This window comes from Lachnospira hominis (ex Liu et al. 2021) (assembly GCF_014287955.1).
GTDB classification, from domain to species: Bacteria; Bacillota; Clostridia; order Lachnospirales; family Lachnospiraceae; genus Lachnospira; species Lachnospira hominis.
Genome location: NZ_JACOPD010000010.1, coordinates 73,783 through 96,471 on the forward strand (window position 1 = coordinate 73,783; position 22,689 = coordinate 96,471).

Consider the following 22,689-nt stretch of genomic DNA (forward strand, 5'->3'; position numbering starts at 1 on the left):
TACTCCTGTATTAACATTAATTATTTTTCTTCTCATGCCTTAACTTTGCCGCATCAAAACGCGTCCAGACACCAGAATAGATTATGTTTCTTAAAATCTCAACATCATTAATAATAGGAAGACGTTCAAAATATCTTGCACATTCCGCCATTATACTATTAAGCAGATTTCCTACATAATTATCAAAATCCGGCTGTTTCATATATGGAATAAGCATATTATAATTCTTTTTTTCAACATCTTTTTCCAAATCGTCATATGCATCAAGTATATAAATATACTTGCCGAGAAAAAAGCCCAGCTTTGAAAGCGTCTCATGCCATTCATCGTCACGCCATGCTGTTATTGCCGCAAGCTGCTTACCAAAACAATATGAAACTCTGTCAATATCATTACATTTCTGTGCTTCAAGTTCAGATAAATCCTTTAGTGACGACTCTATTATACGTGCTTTGTTTTCGTATTTCTTCCTTATTATATTAACTTTGGAATTATAGCTGTCTGCAAGAATCTTTCTCGTAACTTTATGTTCATCATTCCAGTCATCCATACATTTATAATACATCATAAGTATATTCATATCCGCAACATAATCTGTAACTTCATTAATGCGGTATTCATGCTTTGCAACCGGATGGACCAAACACTTTTCCTTTCCATATTCAGTCTTTGGTTCGTATAAACCACTTAACAGCATTATTAAAAAAGTCATATCATAACTGAGTGATATTTTACCGGTAAATCCGTATTCCTTTCCAAGTACCTTGCATAATCCGCAATAGTACGACCTGTAAACATCAAATTCACGAAACTTCAACTCAGGCTTATTAACAACCACATATCCGTACAAAGACCTCTTCCTCCTGCAAACAACAAGCCGGACATTCGGTAAATGAACTACAACATTCATCCGCCGGCTATCCGACTTGCTGTTATCATATAACAACTTACTTTTACAGTCAATTACAGCAAAAGATTTATTATAAAATGTTTATAATTATAGAATTATTCTAAATTAATTACTCATCAGGACTTGTCCCGAACTTATAAAGCTGACTGTAGTAATCAAGTTCTTCTTCTAGTCCTGTTCCATGTGTCAAAAGCCCTGTGCAATCATTTGAAGACACTGCATCTGCCATATCAAGATAATCTTCATCGTCATAATAGCTGTCATCACCATAAGCCTCGTCATTTCCAAGCATTTTACGGCTAATCAGATAATCCTCATCATCATAATAACTGTCATTTTTCTCCGAATTTCTGCGTGGATACATAATCTCTGCCTCCTTTCACTATCAAGATAGTGTTAGTGTTCCCAGAGTAAATTTTATAATTCATATATCATATTTACTACTGCAAGCCAAACTTCTCACCTGTGGAAATGATATTAAATCGGTCGCTGATATTACGGAACTGCCTGAAGAAACCGTAGCAAAACTAGCTGAAAAGATTTAACAAAGAGAGCCGGGAATTAAACTGCGTCCATATAGAACAAATTTAACTCCCGGCTCTCTACATTTTTATTTTTCAAATATTCTCGACGCAAAAAATAAAAGCCCCACAACCTGGCTCCAATGACCAAATCATAAGACTTTCGTAAGTGCGCCGCCAGGGGTTCGAACCCTGGACACCCTGATTAAGAGTCAGGTGCTCTACCAACTGAGCTAGCGGCGCATATTAGATTTCTTCTGGCTTCCAGAAGTTTTTCGTTTTGTTCTCTCGAACACAATGGTTATTATATATGAATGATTTAATAAATGCAAGCATTTTTTTGTTTTTATTTAAGAACAATTCATTTTTTTTACTTTTTCTTAATTCTTTTTTCTATTATTTACTATTGCTAAACTTTTAAAATTAATATATAATATTAATATATAACCTATATGATACACTGACTGTGTAATTTATTTATTGGAATTGGAGGATTATATGCTGCATAAAAAGTCTCAGGATAAAACTTCTGAACATGATAAATTAACTAATGATGCTAACAGTGATGATGCTGTTGACGAAGCCGTACATTATAATAAAAGTAATGATGATAACGACAGTGCAGACAACGACAATAATAATCATCGTTTTTTCATACCGAACAGTAAATATTCAACGATTGTAATATATGCACTATTATTTGTTGTAGGTACTATCCTTATATATAAGTTTATAGGAACCTTTAACCAGACTATGCATTTTATAGGTTCAATTCTTAATCTTATTTCGCCTTTTATTGTGGGTGCATTTATTGCTTTTATACTCTTCCCTCTTGTTAAGCTTTTATTCCGGAAGCTTTTTAAGGATGTACTTAACATGAAGTCCGATAAAGCTGCGAAGTACCTTTCAATAACAACTGCATATATAATTGCAATTGGAGCTATTACAATACTTCTTGTTTTTGTTATACCACAGATTTACGAAAGCATAACTGAAATTACAGAACAGCTTCCTGTATGGTATAATTCTGCACTTGAATTTGTTGGCAATTTTGAAAACAATCACCAGAATCTCGGTGAATATGTTGATTTCAATATGATAAATGAAAGAATAGAAACCGCACTCCCTAATATTTTTAATTATCTTACCGGAATCATGTCAAATCTTATTCCTGTGATTTTTTCAACCGGTATGGCTATTGTTAAAGGCATTATAAGTTTTATCATATCAATTATGGTATCTGTTTATATGATATCTGACCACAAGAATCTCTTTTATCAGGGAAAAAGACTTATATATGCAATTCTGCCTTATAAACCTGCCAACACATTAAGAAATGTACTACGCGAAAGTGGACGTATTTTTACAAGCTTTATATTTGGAAAGGCACTTGATTCACTTATCATAGGTATTATATGCTTTATTGCAATGGTTATATTCCGATTCCCATATGCAGTTCTTATCAGTGTAGTTGTAGGTATTACTAATATGATTCCATACTTTGGACCATATATCGGAGGTGCTGTCGGATTTCTTTTTATACTTATTGTAAGTCCGTTCAAAGCATTGCTTTTTGCACTGCTTATACTTGTAATACAGCAATTTGATGGTCTTTACCTTGGACCTAAGATTCTTGGAGATAAAACGGGGCTCAAGCCGCTATGGGTTATATTTTCAATTACAGTTGGTGGCAGCCTTTTCGGTGTTCTTGGAATGTTCCTCGGAGTTCCTTGTGTTGCTGTACTCGGATATATACTCAATCAGGTTGTTACACATTTCCTTGGGAAAAAGAATATTACAGTTACCCCTTATGATTCCCATGACCGCATATAGCTTTTGATATTTCATCCCAGTTTCTTCTGATTTTTACAAGACGTCGATTAATTTTTTTGCGGCAGAATAATGAATATGACAGATTTTGAAGTGATTTTGATATGCATCCCATATCACATATGCTCCTTATGTGTTTATATCATTATATGCCGCAATTTTCATTCGGGTTCGTATTTATTATTTATTTCAGACGTGCAATAAGCTTACAGATTGGATTACCCTGTGAAGAAAATTTTTCTTCATATTCCGTCATTACATTTCCTTCAACTAAATCTGTATCATTATGCAAGTCATATGTAACAATTGTAAGCTCCCACTTAGGAGATTCTTTTACTTCTTCAACCGAAAAATCAAATAATCCTCTGTTATCCGTTTTGAATTCTACATATCCATCATCTTTTAAAATATCAGTATATCTTTCAAGAAACTGTCTTGAAGTAAGTCTTCTCTTGGCATGTCTGTCTTTTGGCCATGGATCAGAAAAATTAAGATATATTCTGTCAACTTCACCCTTTGCAAATACATCACCTATATTTTCTGCGTCCATTCTTATAAACCTGAGATTAGAAAGACGCAGTTCATCCTGTTTTTCAACTGCTCTTAAAAGCACACTGGAATACTTTTCAATTCCAATATAGTTAATATCAGGATTCATCTGGGCAAGTGTCGTTATAAATCTGCCTTTTCCCATTCCTATCTCGATACGCACAGGATTATTATTGCCAAACACTTCTTTCCATGTTCCTGCCATATTTTCCGGCTCTGTAAACACAAATTCATTTTCAATCATGACTTCCCTTGCACCGGGAACATTTCTCAATCTCATATATTTTTAAAATCTCCATTTCTGTAAAACTTATTAAAGTATAATAAAAATATTTCCATTCGACAAGCGTTATTAATTGATTTGCATTTCAATCATGTGTATAATGTAGCATGATATTAGAATTATTGTAAAAGTCAGTTACATGCCGGCTTTATATTTGATGGAGATAATATATGAATAAATTTTTTAAAAGAATGACGGCTGTTTTTCTTGCTGTCAGCACAACTGCGGCTTCTATATTAATGCCTGCAACAGGCATATATGCTGCCGAAGCAGCTGCCACAACACAAAACACGCAGGCTGCACAGACAACGCAGAATTCACAAAGCACCCAGACAACCAAAAACACACAGGAATACGACTGGCCGCAGGCACCGGATATTGTAGCCCAGAGTGCAATTCTTATTGATGCGGATACCGGTGCAATTCTTTATGAAAAGGATGCCCATGCCAAAGGATATCCAGCCAGCACAACTAAAATTCTTACCGGACTTCTCACAATTGAAAACTGTGGCCTTGACGAGACAGTTACATTCTCAAGTGCGGCAGCCAATTCTGTAACATATGAGGATGCCAGCCTTGGTACAAAAACAGGAGAACAATATAGCGTTGAACAGGCTCTATATGGACTTTTGCTCTATTCAGCCAACGAAATAGCATATGGTCTTGCTGAACACGTAAGCGGCTCACTTGCAGCTTTTACAGAGCTGATGAATAAACGAGCCAAAGAACTTGGTGCTATTAACACTCATTTTGCCAATGCAAGTGGTCTTCACGATGTCAATCATTACACCACAGCTTACGACATGGCAATGATTGCCAAAGGATGTTACAACAACTCCACTTTTGTAAATATTGATTCAACATCAACGACTTACACTATACCGCCGACAAACAAAACAGATACGGCTCGTAATTTTAAACACCGCCATCTCATGTTAAAAGGCAGACAATATTATTACGAATACTGCAAAGGCGGAAAAACAGGATTTACAGACCAGGCCGGTTACACACTTGTAACATTTGCAGAAAAAGATGATATGCGTCTTATATGTGTATGTTTCAAATCAGGAGACAAAGAACGTTTTACAGATACACGTTCATTATTTGACTGGGGATTTGCCAACTTTAAGAAAATCACAGCTTCAGGCGGAACAATAAGTTCATTATTTACAAGCGACAGTTATTACCAATCTCCTGTATTTAATAAATATAACTTAAAATTCAATCTGAAAGCCTCAACACTTACACTTCCTAACAACGCTTCTGTAGGAAATGTTGCAATGGGCATTGATAACAATTACAAAACAACAAGTGAAAACGGAATATATACCGCTCATCTTAATTTTAATTATGGAAATAATATTGTCGGAACTGCAAAACTGACACTTTCATCTGACGAAAATATCGCTGCTGCCAGCAATCTTCCTTTCGCAAAAGATGATAATAATTCTAATTTAAAGCAAAAACAATGTATAGTTATAAATATATGGGTCATAGTTGCAGTAATTGCCGCAATACTTATTGTACTTTACATCCACTCAGAAGTAAAACGCAGAAAAACACAGCGTAGACGCTACAGCGGCCGCAAATATTTGTAGAATTCATAAACTATGAGAAACACGCTTCGCGAGTTTCTCAAGTTATCGCGGCAGTCGCCAAGGTCTCGTGCAAGCACGGACTTTGGCTCGTTGCTCGCGTAAAATAAAAAACAGAGGCTGCATCACAAATTTTGCATCCTCTGTTTTCTTTATGTGCAGGGTAATCCAAATCAACGCCTGCATTTAAGCTTTATAATCTCAAACTTTATATCCTCTGTTTTCGTATCCTTTTGAATACTCATTTGAACCGCCATCATTTGAATATGTAAAACCAGCATATACCTGCTGTGTATTTTTCATAAGTGGTTCTGAATCATCCTGTTTACTTAATTCATAGAATGATTTTCTCATTGTCTCAAGCATTTTCTTTACTGATTCAAGCAGCATAATTGTATTTTTATCCTTTTTTGCAACCGCCTTTACAAGATACCTTTGCATTACAAGATAAATGTTATAAAGCTGCACTGACACTTCATACTGCATATCAAGCGAAGTCACAAGGCTGTCTACAACTCTTTTGACCTGAACTACATCAGACTCATATTCATCTTTTTCTGCCTGCGTTTCATAATTATTTTCGATAGCATCGCTGACATACTGTATAGCCATATCATACATAATTACAATAAGCTGCGTCTTATTTGCCTGTGAAATGCGATATGAAAATGTCTGTATCTCATCTTTTTTCAACGCTGATTATTCCTCCACACTACTGTAAAATCTGAAGTACAGTTGACGGACGTTCATTTGCCTGTGCAAGAATTGATGTTGCCGCCTGAGTCATTACATTTACAGATGTATATTCTGTCATCTCTTCTGCCATATCTGTATCAGTCATTGCAGAGAGTGCTGATGTAAGATTCTCATTTGAAACAGCAATATTATTCTGTGTATGTTCAAATCTGTTCTGATATGAACCAATCTTAGAACGTACCGAACTTGCCCTATTAATCGCTTTATCAACCTTTTCTATTGACTGTGACGCAGTAAGTCCTGTCATAACATTTACAGTATCTATGCCAAGTGTATATGTTGTAACCTCAGGTATATCAATTCTTATAACCTGATCCTGGTTAGCACCAACATGAATACTCATAGTTCCAACATCTGTAACTTCCTGAACAATATCTTTTGATGATGTACCTGTTGATACCGGTATTTTTCCTGTATCATCAAACTTAGTTCCCGCAACATTTCCCGGAACATCCATCTCAAATCTCTTGTTATTAACATCCTTTACTGTAATTCTTGTACCACTTGTTGAAAGTACGGCACTGTCATCAAATCCAACTCTCTTGCCATTGGCATCTGTTGTAAACTCTGCTTTAACATCGCTTCCCTGAACAACAAATCCGTCATCATCTGCCGCACTGTCAATTCCCAATGCCTGTGCAAGCTCCTTATTGCTGCATTTTACTTCAATAGACTGAGAACTGCCATACTCTTTTGTCATAATAACAAGACGGCTTCCCGGATATGTTGTCACTGGAGAATAGCCTGCGTAATCCATTCCGTTTGCAGTTGTATCATTAGTTGTATCTGTGACTGCAAATGCACTTCCCCCAATTATGCTTGCTGCATCAACGAGTTTTCCCATTATGGTATTAAGGTCATCACCCTCACTGACAGAAACTTTATATCCGTTTAATTCTATTACACCTTCCTGTTCCTTTGTAATTTTATCATTTGCACCAAGAGCGATTGTTCCCTCACCCACAACAATTGCCTGTCTTGCATCTTCTGTAACTGTAATTCCATAATCACCAGTTACAAAATTCTCAGAACATGTAATCTGATTAACACCCTGACAGTCAGAATAAACTCTTCTTGAAAGATTACCATCAATAAGTGACTGTGTATTAAATTCTGTCTGTGACGATATTCTGTCTATTTCCTTATTAATATTATCTATTTCACCCTGAATGGCACTTCTTTCATCATCTGAATTGACATCATTAGCAGCCTGTACAGAAAGCTCCTTCATACGTGTAAGCATTGACTGTATTTCAATAAGGCCGCCTTCTGCTGTATTAAGTACAGAAATACCATCTGTAACATTATTGTCAGACTGGCTGAGTCCACGAAGCTGAACTCTCATCTTTTCAGAAATAGCACAACCGGCAGGATCATCAGCTGAGCTGTTAATCTTGTAACCTGACGATAATTTCTGTATAGAATTAGACAGGCGGTCCTGTGCCTTCTGAAGTGCGTTATTTGCTATAATCGCAGAAATATTTGTATTAAGTCTCATATATATTCTCCATTCCGTAAATACATTGTCTATAATAAATATCGGCGTATTCACACTTTTTTTTACATTAAATCAGAAATAAATGATTTTGCAATTCTGTACAGCTTTGATGATGGCTGTGATTCAGATTTTTCATATGTAATATCTGTAACCTTATCATTTGAATTAGCATACACATTAGTCTTTTCAAAATTGAATTCTTCTTTTATCTTTTCAGCTGCATTTTGTAACAAACCGGCAAAATCATTATTTTCACCTGTGCATACGCCAAATACATCGAATGTATCATCTGTAACTTTAAGCTCAATGCTTACTTCTCCACAGCTTTCATTATCACATCTTATAGAAATTCTTCCACTTTCACTTCCGTCTGAAATCATTGTAAGCTTCATAACGCCAATTTTGTCATCTGATAAAACCGGAATTCTATAGTCTCTTTGTCTGTTGAGATTTTTTACAAGGTCGATAATATTATTTTTTAAAGCTGCCTGACGTACAAAATCATAACTGTTTATATCAGCTTCAGCTGATTGTGGTATGCTTTCTGATTTTTCGTCATCCAGACTCTCAATTGCCTCTCTGAGCGATTTTTCGTCTGACATACTGTCTATAATCTTTTCTGCCTTATTTCTGTCAGCACCAAATATCCTGCCATATGCACTGCCGCTTACAAGCTCCTGCATAGCCTCTATATTATTTATTGTAACAGGCTGCTCTGCCTGTTCAAGCTGATGAAGCACTTCATCATCTGCCGCCGATACAGCACGTACAACTTCCATATATGCATCCATATACTCAGCTTCAGCTGCCGCGTCATATGCATCCTGCACACTTTCGCAGAAATTTTCTACTGTTCTTGTATTTATAGACTTTTCAGAATTAACCTCTTTTAATGTAAGCGGAGTGACAGATGATGCCGTATTATCAAAAAGATTAAGATAATATCTTACCTGTCCTGCCATTGCAATATCTGTATCATCCCCTACTGAATTATCCATTCCATACTGTTTTCTGCTGTCGTATGCCCGGCACAGATTTTCCATAGTAATATCTGCCCCTTGCTTTACAAGTGCACCAATTGCATTTCCTGCATCTTTTGTATAGATATTAATCATTTTATAAATTCCGATAAACTGACGTCTTTCCTCTTCACTTATGCCACCTGTTTTATCAAGCTTGTATAAAAATCTGCTGAACTTATCTGTATTATCTGAATCTTTGTTCTTATTGATAAGGTAATCATTTACACTTTCAATATCAGAAGTAAGCGGATTGATATTATCCTTTATCATATTAAGAACAGTCTCTGGATTCATCTGCTCTATGAGAGTATTTAATGACTCCTTAATCTGCTTAATCTGCTCAATATTATTTTTTGTTATATCAATATTGTTATATGAAAGAATTCTTACAGCATCCGAATTTGCTTTTGTATTTTCCATGCCAAGCTGTGAAAGAATACTTTCAGAACTTGCCTCAACCGCATTTTTTAACGAATCTCCAAGGTCTTTTCTCACCTTTGTACCAACTGCTTCATAAGAGTTTCCTGCCTGTCTGAAACGTTCTCTGAGACTGCTTCCCATCTCAGAAAATCCGGCAATATTTATAACTGCCTGCGACTGCATATTTTCTTTATAGACAGCTCCAATAACTTCATCAGGTGCATATGAAATATTCCTGATTGCACGTCTTGTTGCAAGCGAAAGCTGATACATACTGATAAAATCAGCCGTTTTATTATCTGTTCCATTAACATCCGCCAATACATTGGATAATGCCGCAGCCCCTGTATCCGTAGGTACCTGACTATCTATGTCATCAGCAAGCTGTATTGCAATCTGTTCCATAGCTTTTTCCTGGTCATATGCAAGAAGATTTTCATGCAATGTATCTATTGAAACTGACAAAATATCAATTCCGTTATTGTAAATATGCATGCCTGCCTGTGGTGTGAGCAGAATCTGAATTTCAAGCAGTTTTTTGTAATTATCCTCATATTCCGGCTTATTCTGCACAACGCCCTGTTCCTGGGCAACAGATTTATTTCCTATATTATACTGTGCCATCGCCTCCTCAATAGATTTAATTGACACATTATCACCATACATGTCTGTCGCTCTCGCAACTGCATCATAATCAGCATTTTTTACGATATCTATTGCATCTGCGATTACAACCGCACTGTCATAATCTTTTATAAGGCTTACTTCTTCTGCCTTGCTGCCATCAGCCATACCCTGTGCAATTTTTAGAGATGTCTCATCATAATCAAGATTAATCATATCAAGCTGATTTTTGTATACAAGATTTTGTTCAGTCACCGGTATATCCTGCGAAATAAATGTTATTGCATTATTTATGTTGTTATCATTAACTTCAAGCTTAGCTTTACCTATAATTTCTTTTATCTGCGGCATAAGCTGCTCAAGTTCCTGCCTGCTTAAAGTCTGCATTTTATCGCCAAAGCCTTTTGATGCTGCCTGTGCAATCTGAATATTTTTTATTGTAGGCTGCATATTATTCTTAACAAGATAATTCTTTGTATCTTCTGACAAACTGCCATTTTCCATACCTGAAAGACTTTCTGCCATATCACTTATATTGTCATCCGTAAGCGGAAGTCCTGTATCCTGCATATTAGCAGCGACCTGTTGTGCCATACCGGCACTTCCGACTACCTTTTCTATCTTTGACACATCAATTCCAGACATGTCACCTGTATAAGTATCACAGTGTGCCGCAAGTTCTATTTTAATCCTCTCGATAATATTTACGCAATCATCCGGTGTTGCATCATTCAGATTAAATCCGTCTTCATCTATCTTTACTGCATCAGCACCCGAAAGTCTGTTAAATAATGCTTTAAGATTTGCTTTTGCGTCAGATGCACTCTGCATTATCTGCGATTTTACATCATCTGCCTGCTTTATAAGTGAAGTATATGTATTCTTATCAAGCTTTTTTGTATCAACTTCCATGCCGGATACTATAACTCCGTCAAATCCGGTCTTCTGGGTTTTCTCATTATTATTTTTTATATTAATAGACGCTCTGTTAGCGGTGTCTACATTATTTCCGGTTTTATAAATCGTTAAATCCACGCTCATATGACCTCCATTATTGCCATAACAAAAAACCTGTACAGGTTTCGATACTCTGTACAGGTTTTATCGTCTTTTTTATTCAATTTCTTTAGTCATCAATGCCTAAATCACCGGAAAATTCATAAACTGCAATGCCATAGGCCGGCAAATCAATAAGAAGAGACTGCTTATATCCGTCGCAATCACCTTTTACAGCAGTCAGCGTCTTCTTCTGAATATCTTCATTACTTCCAAGTACAAGCTTATACTTGCCTTTCAAAGGTGCCCCTATACGGAACTTATTTCTCTTAACAGGCGTAAAGCTTAATACAAATAGCAAATGCTTATTATTATCAGGACTTATCCTTATAAATGAATATACACTGTTATCTTTGTCATTAGCATTAATCCATCTGAAGCCTTCAGGTCTGTAATCAGTCTCATAAAGACATCTGTAATTCTTATAAAGCAGCATACATTTTTTAGTAAAATCTTTCATCTGCTTATGGCTTTCATCATCTAAAAGATACCAGTCTAATTCTCTCTCTTCACTCCATTCATTCCACTGTCCAAATTCCTGTCCCATAAACAGAAGTTTCTTGCCGGGATGTCCACACATATATGCATATGCAAGCTTGAGATTAGAAAATTTGTCATCTTTGTCTCCCGGCATCTTGCCAAGCATAGAACACTTTAGATGAACAACTTCATCATGCGAAAGAACAAGAATAAAATTCTCGCTATATGCATACATAAGGCTGAATGTAAGTTTGCCATGATTAAACTTTCTAAAATATGGGTCAAGTTTCATGTATTCTGTAAAATCATGCATCCATCCCATATTCCACTTAAATGTAAATCCAAGACAGTCACCATTATCCGGATCACCACTTACATTAGGCCACGCAGTTGACTCCTCAGCAATAGTTACAGCCTGTGGAAAACGTTTTTTCATCATGCTGTTAAAATGCTTTAAAAAGCTCATGGCTTCAAGGTTGCCATTGCCGCCGTATTTATTAGGCACCCAGTTGCCTTCTGTTCTTCCGTAGTCAAGATAAAGCATTGACGCAACCGCATCAACTCTCAATCCGTCAATATGAAACTTATCTACCCAGTACATGCCATTGGCAATAAGGAAATTGGAAACCTCATTCTTACTGTAATCAAACACCTTAGTTCCCCAGTCAGGATGTTCTCCTTTTCTTGGGTCAGCATATTCATATACACAGCTTCCATCAAAATTGGCAAGTCCGTGTGCATCTTTAGGAAAATGTGCCGGCACCCAGTCAAGAATAACTCCGATTCCTTTCTTATGCATATAATCAACAAAATACATAAAATCCTTAGGCGTTCCATATCTGGCTGTAGGTGCATAATATCCTGTAACCTGATAACCCCATGAACCATCAAAAGGATACTCGGCAATTCCCATAAGTTCCACATGAGTATATCCCATATCAGACACATATTCTGCAAGTTCATGTGCTATATCACGGTAATTCATATATCCGTCTTTTGTTCCATCTTTCTGCTTTCTCCATGAACCAATATGACATTCATATATCGACATTGCACTAGAAAGATGATCTTCTTTTTTCTTATTCTCAACCCACTTATCATCTGTCCACTTAAATCCCGTAAGATCCGTTATAACAGAAGCTGTCTCAGGACGCAGCTGTGCCGCATTAGCATATGGGTCAGCTTTATAAAGAGCCTCTCCATCCTGTGATATTATAAGAAACTTATAGCATTGTCCTGCTCTGGCTCCCTCAACAAACAATTCATATACACCGCCGTCCGATACAGGCTTCATATCATATCCATAAGCACGCCAATCATTAAAATCACCTACAACATAGACTTCTTTTGCCTTTGGTGCCCATACAACAAAATATACCCCCTCCTTGCCGTTCTTTACAGCAAGATGTGCTCCCATTTTATTATAAATCTCATAATGTGTTCCCTGTCCGAAAAGGTATGTATCCAGCTCTGTCATAAAAATCTGTGTAGTGTCTTTGTTCATAAAATCCACCCTTCCATCATATATATTTATATGCAGCATATATACAAGCTATGCCTTATTTGTACTTTTGTCCCCATCTTCTACACACGTATTTCAATATGAATAGTATATCATAATCAAAAATAAATTACTATATAAATTTTTATATCTATTTATATTTCATTGTGTTATACTGACACATGCAGACTGTAAACACAAAATAAAACAAACGTGGAGGAGTACATTTTATGATTTACTATTTAATCGGGTACGATTACATCAAAATCATTACATTTATAAGTGTAATTTTTGCATTTGCCCTGACATGCCTCTTAATCGTTCTTGGAAAAAATATTCTGCCAAGAGATGCCGGTCGTGCATATGCAATTAATGGTTCCAAATCAGTCGGAAAACCACGAGGAGCCGGAATTATATTTATACTTACATTTACATTATCAAGCGTTCTTTTTATCCCAATGGACGCCGAACTTGTTATCTATCTTATTCTTGTTCTTGCAGCGATGTTAAGCGGCTATCTTGATGACAGTTCACAGACTCCATGGGGCGGATTGAAAAAAGGACTTATAGATTTTGCTATTGCAATAATGGCAGCATTTACTTACCTTCATTACAATCCAAACACTTTTGATATTGCATTATTTTCAAAAACAGTAACACTTAATCCTGTTATATACGGACTTCTTATTGTTATCCTTGTATGGGTCAGCATCAATGTAACAAACTGTTCAGACGGAGTTGACGGACTTTGCGGAACTCTTTCTGCTGTAACTCTTACATCTGCTTACGTATTATTTAAAGTTTTTGAAATTGAACCTTATTTCAGACATACAATCCTTTTAATGACAGTATGTATCCTTGGTTATCTCTGGTTTAACGCCTCTCCAAGCAAACTACTGATGGGCGATGCCGGTTCAAGAGCAATCGGTTTATTTATAGCATTTACATTTTTAAAACTTCACCATCCGTTACTCTATATTCCAATGGCAATTATGCTTATACTTGATGGTGGTCTTGGTCTTATCAAAGTATCATTTATGAGATTTTTACACATCAATTTATTTAAAAATCTCCGCACACCAATACATGACCACATGAGAAAGAAACTGGAATGGTCAGACGCACAGGTTGTATTCCGCTTCACAATTATACAGCTCGTCATCTGTATCGGATGTATATATGCAATAATGTAATATATATTGATTTTTCATTCATGTCAGTTGTATAATAAATACACAAAAGCTGGAAGTCTTATATGGCTTTCAGCTTAATTTGCCTTATCAAAGAAAGAGAGGTGCTTCATGAATTATATTGTACTTGATTTGGAATGGAATCAGAGTGCAGATGGAAAAGCATATACGAACAGTCGTATTCCATTTGAAATTATACAGATTGGTGCAGTCAAACTTGATGAGAATTTTTCAGAAATCTCACAATTTGACAGATATATCCGCCCCGCAGTCTATACAAAACTGCATGATAAGGTTCAAGAAATACTTAATGTAACAATTGAAGAACTTACTTGTATAGGTCATGATTTCACATATGTTGCAAATGATTTCATCAGATGGTGTGGTGATGATTACATCTTCTGCACATGGGGACAGACTGACCTGACAGAATTGCAGCGTAATTTTGACTATTATAATATTGAATACAATTTTCCAATGCCATTTCTTTTCTATGACGTACAGAAGCTCTACAGCATATGCTTTCAGGATAGCAAGGAACGAACCACCCTGAAAAATGCAATAGAACATCTGGGAATGCAGGAACTTGAAGGTTATCACAGTGCCGGCAGCGATGCCAGATACACATCACAGATTATGCCTGAACTTGATTTTGAAAAGGTACGGAAGTTTTACAGTGTTGATACCTACAGAATTCCACAGAATATAAAAGAAGAAATTTATCTTGATTTTGGTAATTACGGAAAATATATTTCAAGAGGATTTGCAGATCGTGAAGAAGCTGCCAACGACAAAGAAGTTACTGCATGCCGCTGTTTCAAATGCAACAAAACAATGAAACGGATTATAAAATGGTTTTCTACCAACAGCAAGTCTTATTATGGTCTTTTTTCATGTCAGGAACATGGTCTAATAAAAGGCCGATTCAGAATTAAAAGCACTGATGACAAACAATATTATGCAATAAGAATTTTAAAATGCACCGATGAAGAGGGCGGCAAAAAAATCAAGATGCGTCAGCAGCGTGAAAAAGAACATCGTCGTGCCAAAAGACTTGGCACGCCTGAATAAAAAAAGTGTCCTGGAAAGTTCAGCTTTCAGGGACACTTTTTAACTTTACATATCAAAGTCTTACGTTATTCATTTAATTTACCTGATACATATATATACCATATAAACCACATATACAAGTAACATTATTATTCCTTCTTTGCGGTTTATCTTCTTTGATGTCCATGCAAATATCCATACAACCGTACTCATAATAATGAGAATAATTATATCTATAATATTTTCCATAATAAATGTAACAGGACTAATTGCTGCGGCAACACCAAGAATTAATAAAATATTAAAAATGTTAGAACCAATTACATTTCCGAGTGCCATATCAACTTCATTTTTTCTTGCTGCAACTATAGAAGTTACAAGTTCAGGAAGACTTGTTCCCAATGCAACAATCGTAAGACCTATAAGAGTCTGGCTCAATCCGAATCCTGCAGCTATAGATGAGGCACCATTAACAACAAAATCACCGCCAAACTTAATCGCAATCATTCCACCAACTATATATAACAAGCATTTCCACATCGGAAGAATCTTTATCTCTTCTGCCATTTCCTCTTCTTCAGTTTCAAACTTGTCACCTTCGCTTCTTGCCTTTTTTGCAGAATAAATCATCCAGAGAAGATATGCCACAAAAATAACAAGGAAAATAATTCCATCAACTCTTCCAAGTTTCATCCCGATAAATCCAAGAACTACAAGCAATCCTGCACAAACAATTGAAAACGGGAACTCTTTCATAAGCGTATTTTTTTCTATTGTAAGCGGTGCAAACAATGCACAGGCTCCACAGACGACCATAAGATTAAAAATATTAGAACCTGACACATTACTTACAGCCAACGTATTATTTCCTGTTATAGAAGCTGTAACACTGACTGCCAGTTCGGGAAGGCTCGTTCCCATTGCCACAATAGTCATACCGATTATAAGTGAAGGAACATTGAATTTCTTTGCTACTGAAGAACTTCCTTCAACAAAAAAATCTGCTCCTTTAATAAGCAGAACAAATCCGATTACAAGAATCGCTGCTGATTTTAAAATTTCCATATTTTTGTCTCCTTTTTTAATATGATTACAATGCCTGATGCAGGACATTATTCCTGCCGTCATATAATCTGTGAAGAACGCATTCTGCCGCGTAAAAAAAGAGGCTCATGTATATCTGATGACATAAAATGCCATATCAGACATACATGAGTCTCATTCATTAAGATTTGCCAGATTAAAAATCGGGTCTGTTGACAAATCACGTATACACGCGAACTACTCCCTCACAAGAAAGTATTTAATTTATATTCAGTTTAAATTACAAATAAATATTTGTCAACTTGTTTTTATATTACTACACACCCATCACTATGCACCAAAAAATATCGAAGTAAAATGTAATATATCAGCAATACAGCTATAAAATCATTGAATTTTTAACAATTTGTAGTATTATAAAAATAATAATAAGTTTATTAAATTACAATAAACTTATGAAAGGAGATTTTTAATTTATCATGAAAAAACAAGCTCAAAAGAAAAAAGGCACTATAGCAGTCAAGATTTGTATACTTGTAATTGCAGCACTTATCCTCTCTAATCTTACAAGTATGATTCTGATTGTAAATAATTCAAGAATACTTATACGCACCTCTGTCCAAAACAATATGATGAGCATGGCCAAAACATCTGCCGAACTCGTCTCTAATGAAATGCGTATCAATAACAACAAATCTCTTTCATATGATGAATATGCACGTATACTTAAAGACACAAAACTCACAGGTGTAGACAGCTCTTATGTCTATGTCGTATCCTCTGACGGAACCATGTTATATCATAATACAAAGGATAAAGTCGGCAAGCCGGTTGAAAACAGTCTTATCAATAATCTTGTAACACAGATTAAATCAGGAAAACAACCTGAACCTGCAATAGTTGATTATGATTATAACGGTGTTGTAAAATACGCCGGTTATGTTATCCTTGATAACCATGATATTGTTGTAGTCAGTGCCGATGAAAATGATGCATTAAGCGGAATTACACGAATTACCCGCATTTCAGGATATATTCTTATTGGTATTATCATCGTTGCCCTTATTGTTGCATATTTTTTCAGCAGATCAATTGCCCGTCCGCTTTCATCATTAAGCAGACTCATCAAAGAAATTGCTGATGGTAATCTGAATGCTGATTTTTCAAAAATCAAAAAGTCGAATGACGAAATTGGTCTTATAACCGAAGAAATGCAGTTTATGAGCAGTTCATTAAGCACAATAGTAGAAAAAATCAGGACTGCCGGAAATACGATGTCAAAAAACAGCACTGACTTGAACGAGACAAGCAACCAGACACTTTCTGCCAATAATGAAATATCACGTGCAGTTCAGGATGTTGCAGAAGGCTCAACAAATATGGCCAATGCAATAGCCGATATTAATAATTCACTTGAAACAATGTCTCTTGAGTCAGAACACATAGACAACTCTGTTACAGATATCAAAAAACAGACAGCTTCCGTTCAGGAAAACAGCCAGTCAATGAATGAAAAGATGCACCAGATGCAGGAAAGCAGCGAAATTATGGATGCCGGCATCAATGAAATATCAGCACGAATCGGCAAGGTAAATGAGATTGTTGACAAAGTAAGCCAGATTATTTCCGTAATTGAAGAAATATCAGAACAGACTAATCTTTTATCTTTAAATGCCTCAATCGAAGCTGCCCGTGCGGGCGAGGCCGGAAAAGGATTCGCTGTAGTTGCAGAAGAAATCCGTACACTTTCCGATAATACCGGCAATGAACTTAACAATATCCGTGAAATCATCTCAGAACTTGTTAATGAATGTGATACATGTGTAAATGATTCTAAAAAAATTGTAGAACATAATCTGGAACAGAAAGAATCTATTAATACAGTGCTGAAAGAATTTAATGAACTTGACGCACAGATTACATTAACAGCAGATAAGGCAGATGAAATTAAAGAACAGGTTGACCAGATGGTAGAACTTAATAATAAAATAACAACAACTAGCAACAATCTTGCAGATGTCAGCTCAACCAATGCTGCAGCATCAGAAGAAATGAATGCTAATATTGAAGAGTTAAATGCCATGATGCACAATGTTACAAATATGGCTGAGGAAATGCATAATCAGTCAAATGAACTTAATACTGCACTTGAATATTTTAAGTAAAATAGACTCGTTGTAACTAACTATTAATAGGGCTGCCGCTTTAACGATTGAAAATGATATGCTCCCTCCTAAGTGACAAGTTTTTATTATTTCGCTTGTCTACCTAGATGGGAGCATATCACTTTTGCCCTTGTGCCGTACAAAATCACTCTTTTTGCACCATTCTTTTTGCACCCATCGGGAGGTTTCTGCTTCTTTTGACAAAACCAGCAAAACATTCGGAGTATTACTTAATGCGGACGGAATCTCTGTCTGATAACTTGAACCAGTCGGTATCGAATATGGTGCCATCCAGCACTTAACGCCTCTTTCAGTAAGCATTTTTCGCAGACAATCCGCATACTCTCTTTGTGCCGAGCAATAACTAATAAATACATCACTGTTTTGATTTATATTGTCCGTAGATTCTAACATTGAGACAAGCTTTTTAACCTTTTCAATATCATAATCGCAAAATGTGATTTTTTCCAGACATTCAATTTCCGCTAATGCCCTCATACATTGATTTATTAACGGCGGAATAATATAACATAATTCTATATTTTGATTTCCGCTTCCCAATACAGGCAAAATAACTTTAGACGGTGCAATTCCCAATTGCTCCATATTAACAAGCATATCATAAAATGTTGAAAATAATTTACAAAGTGTCTTTACCTGCTCATCTGTGCGATTATTCAAATTTAATAATTCAATACAGCCCAAACGTCCGAATTTATTATTCAGCGGTTGGGATACCCAATAATTTTTTAATTTTCTACAGTCAATTTCCGCATGTTCAGCCTCACTCTCCACAGAAATTCCTTCTTTACTAAGATTTCCGATTAAAGTTCCCGGAAACGCAGCGTAATCCCCTTTAAATGCTGAACAAACCAACAAATCATTTAACTGCCAATCTGTTATCTTCGCCACACTCAAATCCAATAATACCTTTAATCGAATTTTCTACCATATCAGACACAGCCTGCTCAGTATAAAATGCCATGTGAGGTGACAATATTACATTAGGAAAACTCTTCAAGATTGCCATATTATCGTTATCAAGTCTCTGTGTTTCCTTATTAAGATAATAAAGTCCAACTTCACCCTCAAAAGTATCGAGTGCTGCAAACCCAACCTTTCCATTTTTAAGTGATGCAATAAGAGCCTGTGTATCAATTATTAATCCTCTTGCTGTATTGACAATTATAACGCCATCTTTCATTTTCTTAAATGCTGTTTCATCAATAAGATGTGTATTCTCATCATTTCCTGGAACATGAAGTGTTATAATGTCTGATTTTTGTATAAGTTCTTCAAAACTTACATATTCTGCATATTTTTTCACTTCTTCATCCTCATAATATGAGTATGCTAATATACGGCAGCCAAAACCTGATAAATGCTTAACAACTGTTTTTCCTATATTGCCTGTACCTATAACACCAACTGTCGATGTAGATAATTCCTTTCCTACTTTTCCACATAACGAATAATCCTGACAATCTGCTTTTTTCATTATCCATGGCATATTACGGCATGCCATAAGAATAAGCATAATCGCATAATTAGCTACACTGTTTGGTGAATATACAACATGAGATACTTTCATTCCAAGAGAATAAGCATAATCAACATCAATATGCTCATAACCTATGCTTCTTGTTGATATATACTTAACACCTATATCATGAAATGCATCAAGTATTTCCGGATACATAGGATTGGTTATAATTGATATGGCATCATATCCCTTAGCAAGTCCAACATTTTCCATTGATGGATAATCTGAAGTAAATCCATACTCAAACGGATACTTTTTTGCAAACTCTTCTACATATTTCTGCTCGTCATATTCTCTAAGTGCATAAAAAAATATTTTCATAAAACCTGACTCCTTATCTTTAATACCTGTTTATCAAAATAATAAATCATTATTTATCTGACATTTCCGGCATATTCCTCAAATAACTTATCTATCTGATTCCAGTTTTTGCATCTTACAAAATTGTCATTAGGAAATTCTGCCTGCCTGTTCCACGGACGGTCAAATACAGCAACCTTACAATTATGAAAATGCAAAACATGTTCAAAAGCAGATGGCGAATCCTCTATTGCAAAATCAAATGTCATGCTGTAAAGCTGTTCTAACGTCATATTATATTCGTATTCATGCTCGAATATTTCACGGCCATATTTATCGACACAAAACAAAGGCACTCTCTCCAGATGATGTTCGTCCAGCCATTTTCTGGATGGCTCATACGAATTAAAAGGTCTTCCTGTAATAATAAAAACCTCATGCCCTTCATCAACCCATTTGTTAATTGTCTCTGATGCTCCCGGCGTTTCCTCATAACTTAGCAGATTTTCAGGAAGATGTCCCGCTTCCATTAATTTATCATACTGCTCATCGCTTAAATCAAATGATTTCTGAAGATTAAAAAACTGGACCTGCCTGTAAGGCACATCAATTCCGAACAGTTCTTTAGCAATTTTCGTAAAATATTTTGCAGTCTCACATATTACATCATCAAAATCTATATATATTTTCATTGTTTCTCCTGATATATTTAACTTAAATATTTTATGTTAATATATTAGCACATAACATGATTAAAATATAGCTATTGTGGCTTTAATTTAATTGGATGCAATCCTGCTTCAAAAGTTTTATTCCGGCCACGATTTTCTGAGTGCCACATATGAAATCAAAAAATTTGCAAGCCAGCCGGCTGGTACAGCAAGCCAGACAAATGCAATACCAAAACGCGGTGCAAAAATCAAAGCAACTGTCAATCTAATAGCAAGATTTACCATATTAGCAACAAGAAATGGACGCATGATTCCAAGTCCACGAAGCACTCCATCTGTTGCCATTTTAATCCCCATAAAAATAAAGAAATATCCAATCCATTTCATATAATCACCTGATACCTGATATGCCAGGGCAGTTCCATCTTTACCCAGAAACAATGAGGAAATCTGAGTGTGCAGTGTTTCAATGATTATAAATGCAAGAATTGCAAAACATATATCTAACACAAGTGCCGCATGATATCCTTTTTTGATACGTTCAATTTTCTTTGCACCCAGGTTCTGGGAAACATATGGCGAAACTGCATTACCGATTGATACAAATATCAACGAAAAAACATTTTCTACTCTCATTGTCGCAGCATAACCTGCAAGTGCCTGTGTACCGAAAGGATTGACAACTGCCTGTACTATCATCATGCCAATTGACACTGTGGACTGCTGAAGAACAGATGGAACTGCAATTTTAAGCATTGAGCACAATTCTTTCCTGTCAAACCATTTAAAATAACTTTTATAACGACTCATCCTGTAAAAAAGAATCAAAAGTGAAAACACTGCAGAAATACCTTGTGCAATAAGTGTCGCAATAGCTGCACCTAACACGCCAAGGTCAAGCCCCGCAACCATCCATAAATCCATAATAATATTCAAAACAGATGAAAATATCAGGAGAATCAACGGAATTTTTGATTCACCAATTGAAGTGAACATAGTTGAAAGAATATTATACATGAATAAAAACGGAAATCCTAAAAAATAAATACGCAGATACAACACTGCTTCATCGAGTATATCAGCAGGAGTTTGTAATAAATTCATCATTGAATGAGAAAAACAAAATCCAAATACTCCCAGAAGTATGCTTAAAACTAAGAAACTAATCAGCGACGTTGACACAATTGTTTTCATTTTACCATAATCCCTGGCACCAAAATAACGGCTCACAAGCACACCGGCACCCACGCCGGCACCGAGTGCCACACAGATAAAAACATTAGTAAGTGCTGCACAGGCACCAACAGCCGCAAGTGCGGAAGAACCAACAAACTGACCGACTATTATTGAATCAGCCATATTATATACTTGTTGAAAAAAACTCCCCAGAATCATAGGCATCGCAAAAACTGTCAACGCTTTAAGCGGTGCGTCTGTGATTAAATATTCATCTTTTGACATTATTGTATTCCTCCTGCAGACATAAAATCCTGCTCTCTTTCACCTTAGTCTTTTCCTCTACTTAAAGGCATCATAAAATAAAAAAACAACAATGAAGCTTCAATCTTCACTGTTGCAAAATCAAATGTTCCCGGCGGGAATCAAACCCTCAACTAGCACTTAGGAGCTCGAATCCACACTGGGAACACTGATTATTTTAAGTAAATATGAGTCAAGGAAA

The 22,689-nt window shown here is 35.9% G+C and carries 16 protein-coding genes, 1 tRNA gene and 1 pseudogene; 5 read left to right on the top strand and 13 right to left on the bottom strand.

Annotated features, from left to right (window positions below):
* Positions 1 to 16: 16 nt before the first annotated feature.
* The 3 genes from H8S01_RS12425 to H8S01_RS12435 form a co-directional block, all read right to left on the bottom strand.
* Complete coding sequence (locus tag H8S01_RS12425; protein ID WP_021865588.1) at positions 17 to 850, bottom strand: DUF5685 family protein; 834 nt, start codon at positions 848 to 850, stop codon at positions 17 to 19.
* Between the two features lie 169 nt (positions 851 to 1,019).
* Complete coding sequence (locus H8S01_RS12430; protein WP_021865589.1) at positions 1,020 to 1,274, bottom strand: hypothetical protein; 255 nt, start codon at positions 1,272 to 1,274, stop codon at positions 1,020 to 1,022.
* A gap of 327 nt (positions 1,275 to 1,601) precedes the next feature.
* Positions 1,602 to 1,674: transfer RNA gene (locus tag H8S01_RS12435), tRNA-Lys, on the bottom strand.
* Between the two features lie 255 nt (positions 1,675 to 1,929).
* Here H8S01_RS12435 and H8S01_RS12440 point away from each other — a divergent pair.
* Positions 1,930 to 3,264 (top strand): AI-2E family transporter, encoded by a 1,335-nt coding sequence (locus H8S01_RS12440; RefSeq protein ID WP_186837383.1) that lies wholly within the window; start codon positions 1,930 to 1,932, stop codon positions 3,262 to 3,264.
* A gap of 181 nt (positions 3,265 to 3,445) precedes the next feature.
* Here the strand turns inward: H8S01_RS12440 and trmB are convergent, their stop codons facing one another.
* Positions 3,446 to 4,090 (bottom strand): tRNA (guanosine(46)-N7)-methyltransferase TrmB, encoded by a 645-nt coding sequence (gene trmB, locus H8S01_RS12445; RefSeq protein ID WP_186837384.1) that lies wholly within the window; start codon positions 4,088 to 4,090, stop codon positions 3,446 to 3,448.
* 173 nt (positions 4,091 to 4,263) lie between these two features.
* Between trmB and H8S01_RS12450 the strand changes: the two genes are divergently transcribed.
* Positions 4,264 to 5,691 (top strand): D-alanyl-D-alanine carboxypeptidase family protein, encoded by a 1,428-nt coding sequence (locus tag H8S01_RS12450; RefSeq protein ID WP_186837385.1) that lies wholly within the window; start codon positions 4,264 to 4,266, stop codon positions 5,689 to 5,691.
* 198 nt (positions 5,692 to 5,889) lie between these two features.
* On the opposite strand, the gene H8S01_RS12455 is transcribed toward H8S01_RS12450, so the two are convergent.
* The 4 genes from H8S01_RS12455 to glgB form a co-directional block, all read right to left on the bottom strand.
* Positions 5,890 to 6,381 (bottom strand): flagellar protein FliS, encoded by a 492-nt coding sequence (locus H8S01_RS12455; RefSeq protein ID WP_021865594.1) that lies wholly within the window; start codon positions 6,379 to 6,381, stop codon positions 5,890 to 5,892.
* A gap of 19 nt (positions 6,382 to 6,400) precedes the next feature.
* Entirely contained in the window at positions 6,401 to 7,942 is a 1,542-nt protein-coding gene (locus H8S01_RS12460; protein ID WP_186837386.1) for a flagellin, read from the bottom strand.
* Positions 7,943 to 8,004: 62 nt separating this feature from the next.
* A complete protein-coding gene (locus H8S01_RS12465) occupies positions 8,005 to 11,049 on the bottom strand; it encodes a DUF6240 domain-containing protein (protein WP_186837387.1) in 3,045 nt (1,014 codons plus the stop codon).
* Positions 11,050 to 11,134: 85 nt separating this feature from the next.
* Positions 11,135 to 13,048 (bottom strand): 1,4-alpha-glucan branching protein GlgB, encoded by a 1,914-nt coding sequence (gene glgB / locus H8S01_RS12470; protein WP_186837388.1) that lies wholly within the window; start codon positions 13,046 to 13,048, stop codon positions 11,135 to 11,137.
* Between the two features lie 227 nt (positions 13,049 to 13,275).
* Between glgB and H8S01_RS12475 the strand changes: the two genes are divergently transcribed.
* A complete protein-coding gene (locus H8S01_RS12475; protein ID WP_021865598.1) occupies positions 13,276 to 14,238 on the top strand; it encodes a phospho-N-acetylmuramoyl-pentapeptide-transferase in 963 nt (320 codons plus the stop codon).
* 108 nt (positions 14,239 to 14,346) lie between these two features.
* Positions 14,347 to 15,306 (top strand): 3'-5' exonuclease, encoded by a 960-nt coding sequence (locus H8S01_RS12480; RefSeq protein ID WP_186837389.1) that lies wholly within the window; start codon positions 14,347 to 14,349, stop codon positions 15,304 to 15,306.
* A gap of 78 nt (positions 15,307 to 15,384) precedes the next feature.
* Here the strand turns inward: H8S01_RS12480 and H8S01_RS12485 are convergent, their stop codons facing one another.
* Positions 15,385 to 16,350 (bottom strand): calcium/sodium antiporter, encoded by a 966-nt coding sequence (locus H8S01_RS12485; RefSeq protein WP_186837390.1) that lies wholly within the window; start codon positions 16,348 to 16,350, stop codon positions 15,385 to 15,387.
* Between the two features lie 458 nt (positions 16,351 to 16,808).
* Here H8S01_RS12485 and H8S01_RS12490 point away from each other — a divergent pair, with 458 nt between their 5' ends.
* Positions 16,809 to 18,494 (top strand): methyl-accepting chemotaxis protein, encoded by a 1,686-nt coding sequence (locus H8S01_RS12490; protein WP_186837391.1) that lies wholly within the window; start codon positions 16,809 to 16,811, stop codon positions 18,492 to 18,494.
* A 99-nt stretch (positions 18,495 to 18,593) separates the two neighbouring features.
* On the opposite strand, the gene H8S01_RS14350 is transcribed toward H8S01_RS12490, so the two are convergent.
* The 4 genes and pseudogenes from H8S01_RS14350 to H8S01_RS12510 all read right to left on the bottom strand — a co-directional run.
* The gene (locus H8S01_RS14350) at positions 18,594 to 19,406 is read right to left on the bottom strand and encodes a toll/interleukin-1 receptor domain-containing protein (protein WP_021865602.1); all 813 of its coding nucleotides are present in this window, start codon (positions 19,404 to 19,406) and stop codon (positions 18,594 to 18,596) included.
* Positions 19,375 to 20,358 carry a D-isomer specific 2-hydroxyacid dehydrogenase family protein gene (locus H8S01_RS12500; protein WP_021865603.1) on the bottom strand — a complete coding sequence of 328 codons (984 nt, stop codon included), beginning with the start codon at positions 20,356 to 20,358 and terminating at the stop codon, positions 19,375 to 19,377. The genes H8S01_RS14350 and H8S01_RS12500 overlap by 32 nt, the downstream gene beginning before the upstream one ends.
* A 53-nt stretch (positions 20,359 to 20,411) precedes the next feature.
* A complete protein-coding gene (locus H8S01_RS12505) occupies positions 20,412 to 21,029 on the bottom strand; it encodes a 5' nucleotidase, NT5C type (RefSeq protein ID WP_186837392.1) in 618 nt (205 codons plus the stop codon).
* Positions 21,030 to 21,146: 117 nt separating this feature from the next.
* Positions 21,147 to 22,481 (bottom strand): annotated as a pseudogene (locus H8S01_RS12510) (MATE family efflux transporter); the annotation flags it as partial.
* Positions 22,482 to 22,689: the final 208 nt, after the last annotated feature.

Excerpts from the sequence above, each read along its gene's own strand:
- H8S01_RS12450 (WP_186837385.1), top strand. The coding sequence starts at position 4,264 with ATGAATAAATTTTTTAAAAGAATGACGGCTGTTTTTCTTGCTGTCAGC.
- H8S01_RS12430 (WP_021865589.1), bottom strand. The coding sequence starts at position 1,274 with ATGTATCCACGCAGAAATTCGGAGAAAAATGACAGTTATTATGATGAT.
- H8S01_RS12485 (WP_186837390.1), bottom strand. The coding sequence starts at position 16,350 with ATGGAAATTTTAAAATCAGCAGCGATTCTTGTAATCGGATTTGTTCTG.
- trmB (WP_186837384.1), bottom strand. The coding sequence starts at position 4,090 with ATGAGATTGAGAAATGTTCCCGGTGCAAGGGAAGTCATGATTGAAAAT.
- H8S01_RS12465 (WP_186837387.1), bottom strand. The coding sequence starts at position 11,049 with ATGAGCGTGGATTTAACGATTTATAAAACCGGAAATAATGTAGACACC.
- H8S01_RS12505 (WP_186837392.1), bottom strand. The coding sequence starts at position 21,029 with ATGAAAATATATATAGATTTTGATGATGTAATATGTGAGACTGCAAAA.
- H8S01_RS12460 (WP_186837386.1), bottom strand. The coding sequence starts at position 7,942 with ATGAGACTTAATACAAATATTTCTGCGATTATAGCAAATAACGCACTT.
- H8S01_RS12475 (WP_021865598.1), top strand. The coding sequence starts at position 13,276 with ATGATTTACTATTTAATCGGGTACGATTACATCAAAATCATTACATTT.
- H8S01_RS12440 (WP_186837383.1), top strand. The coding sequence starts at position 1,930 with ATGCTGCATAAAAAGTCTCAGGATAAAACTTCTGAACATGATAAATTA.
- H8S01_RS12490 (WP_186837391.1), top strand. The coding sequence starts at position 16,809 with ATGAAAAAACAAGCTCAAAAGAAAAAAGGCACTATAGCAGTCAAGATT.
- glgB (WP_186837388.1), bottom strand. The coding sequence starts at position 13,048 with ATGAACAAAGACACTACACAGATTTTTATGACAGAGCTGGATACATAC.
- H8S01_RS12480 (WP_186837389.1), top strand. The coding sequence starts at position 14,347 with ATGAATTATATTGTACTTGATTTGGAATGGAATCAGAGTGCAGATGGA.
- H8S01_RS12500 (WP_021865603.1), bottom strand. The coding sequence starts at position 20,358 with ATGAAAATATTTTTTTATGCACTTAGAGAATATGACGAGCAGAAATAT.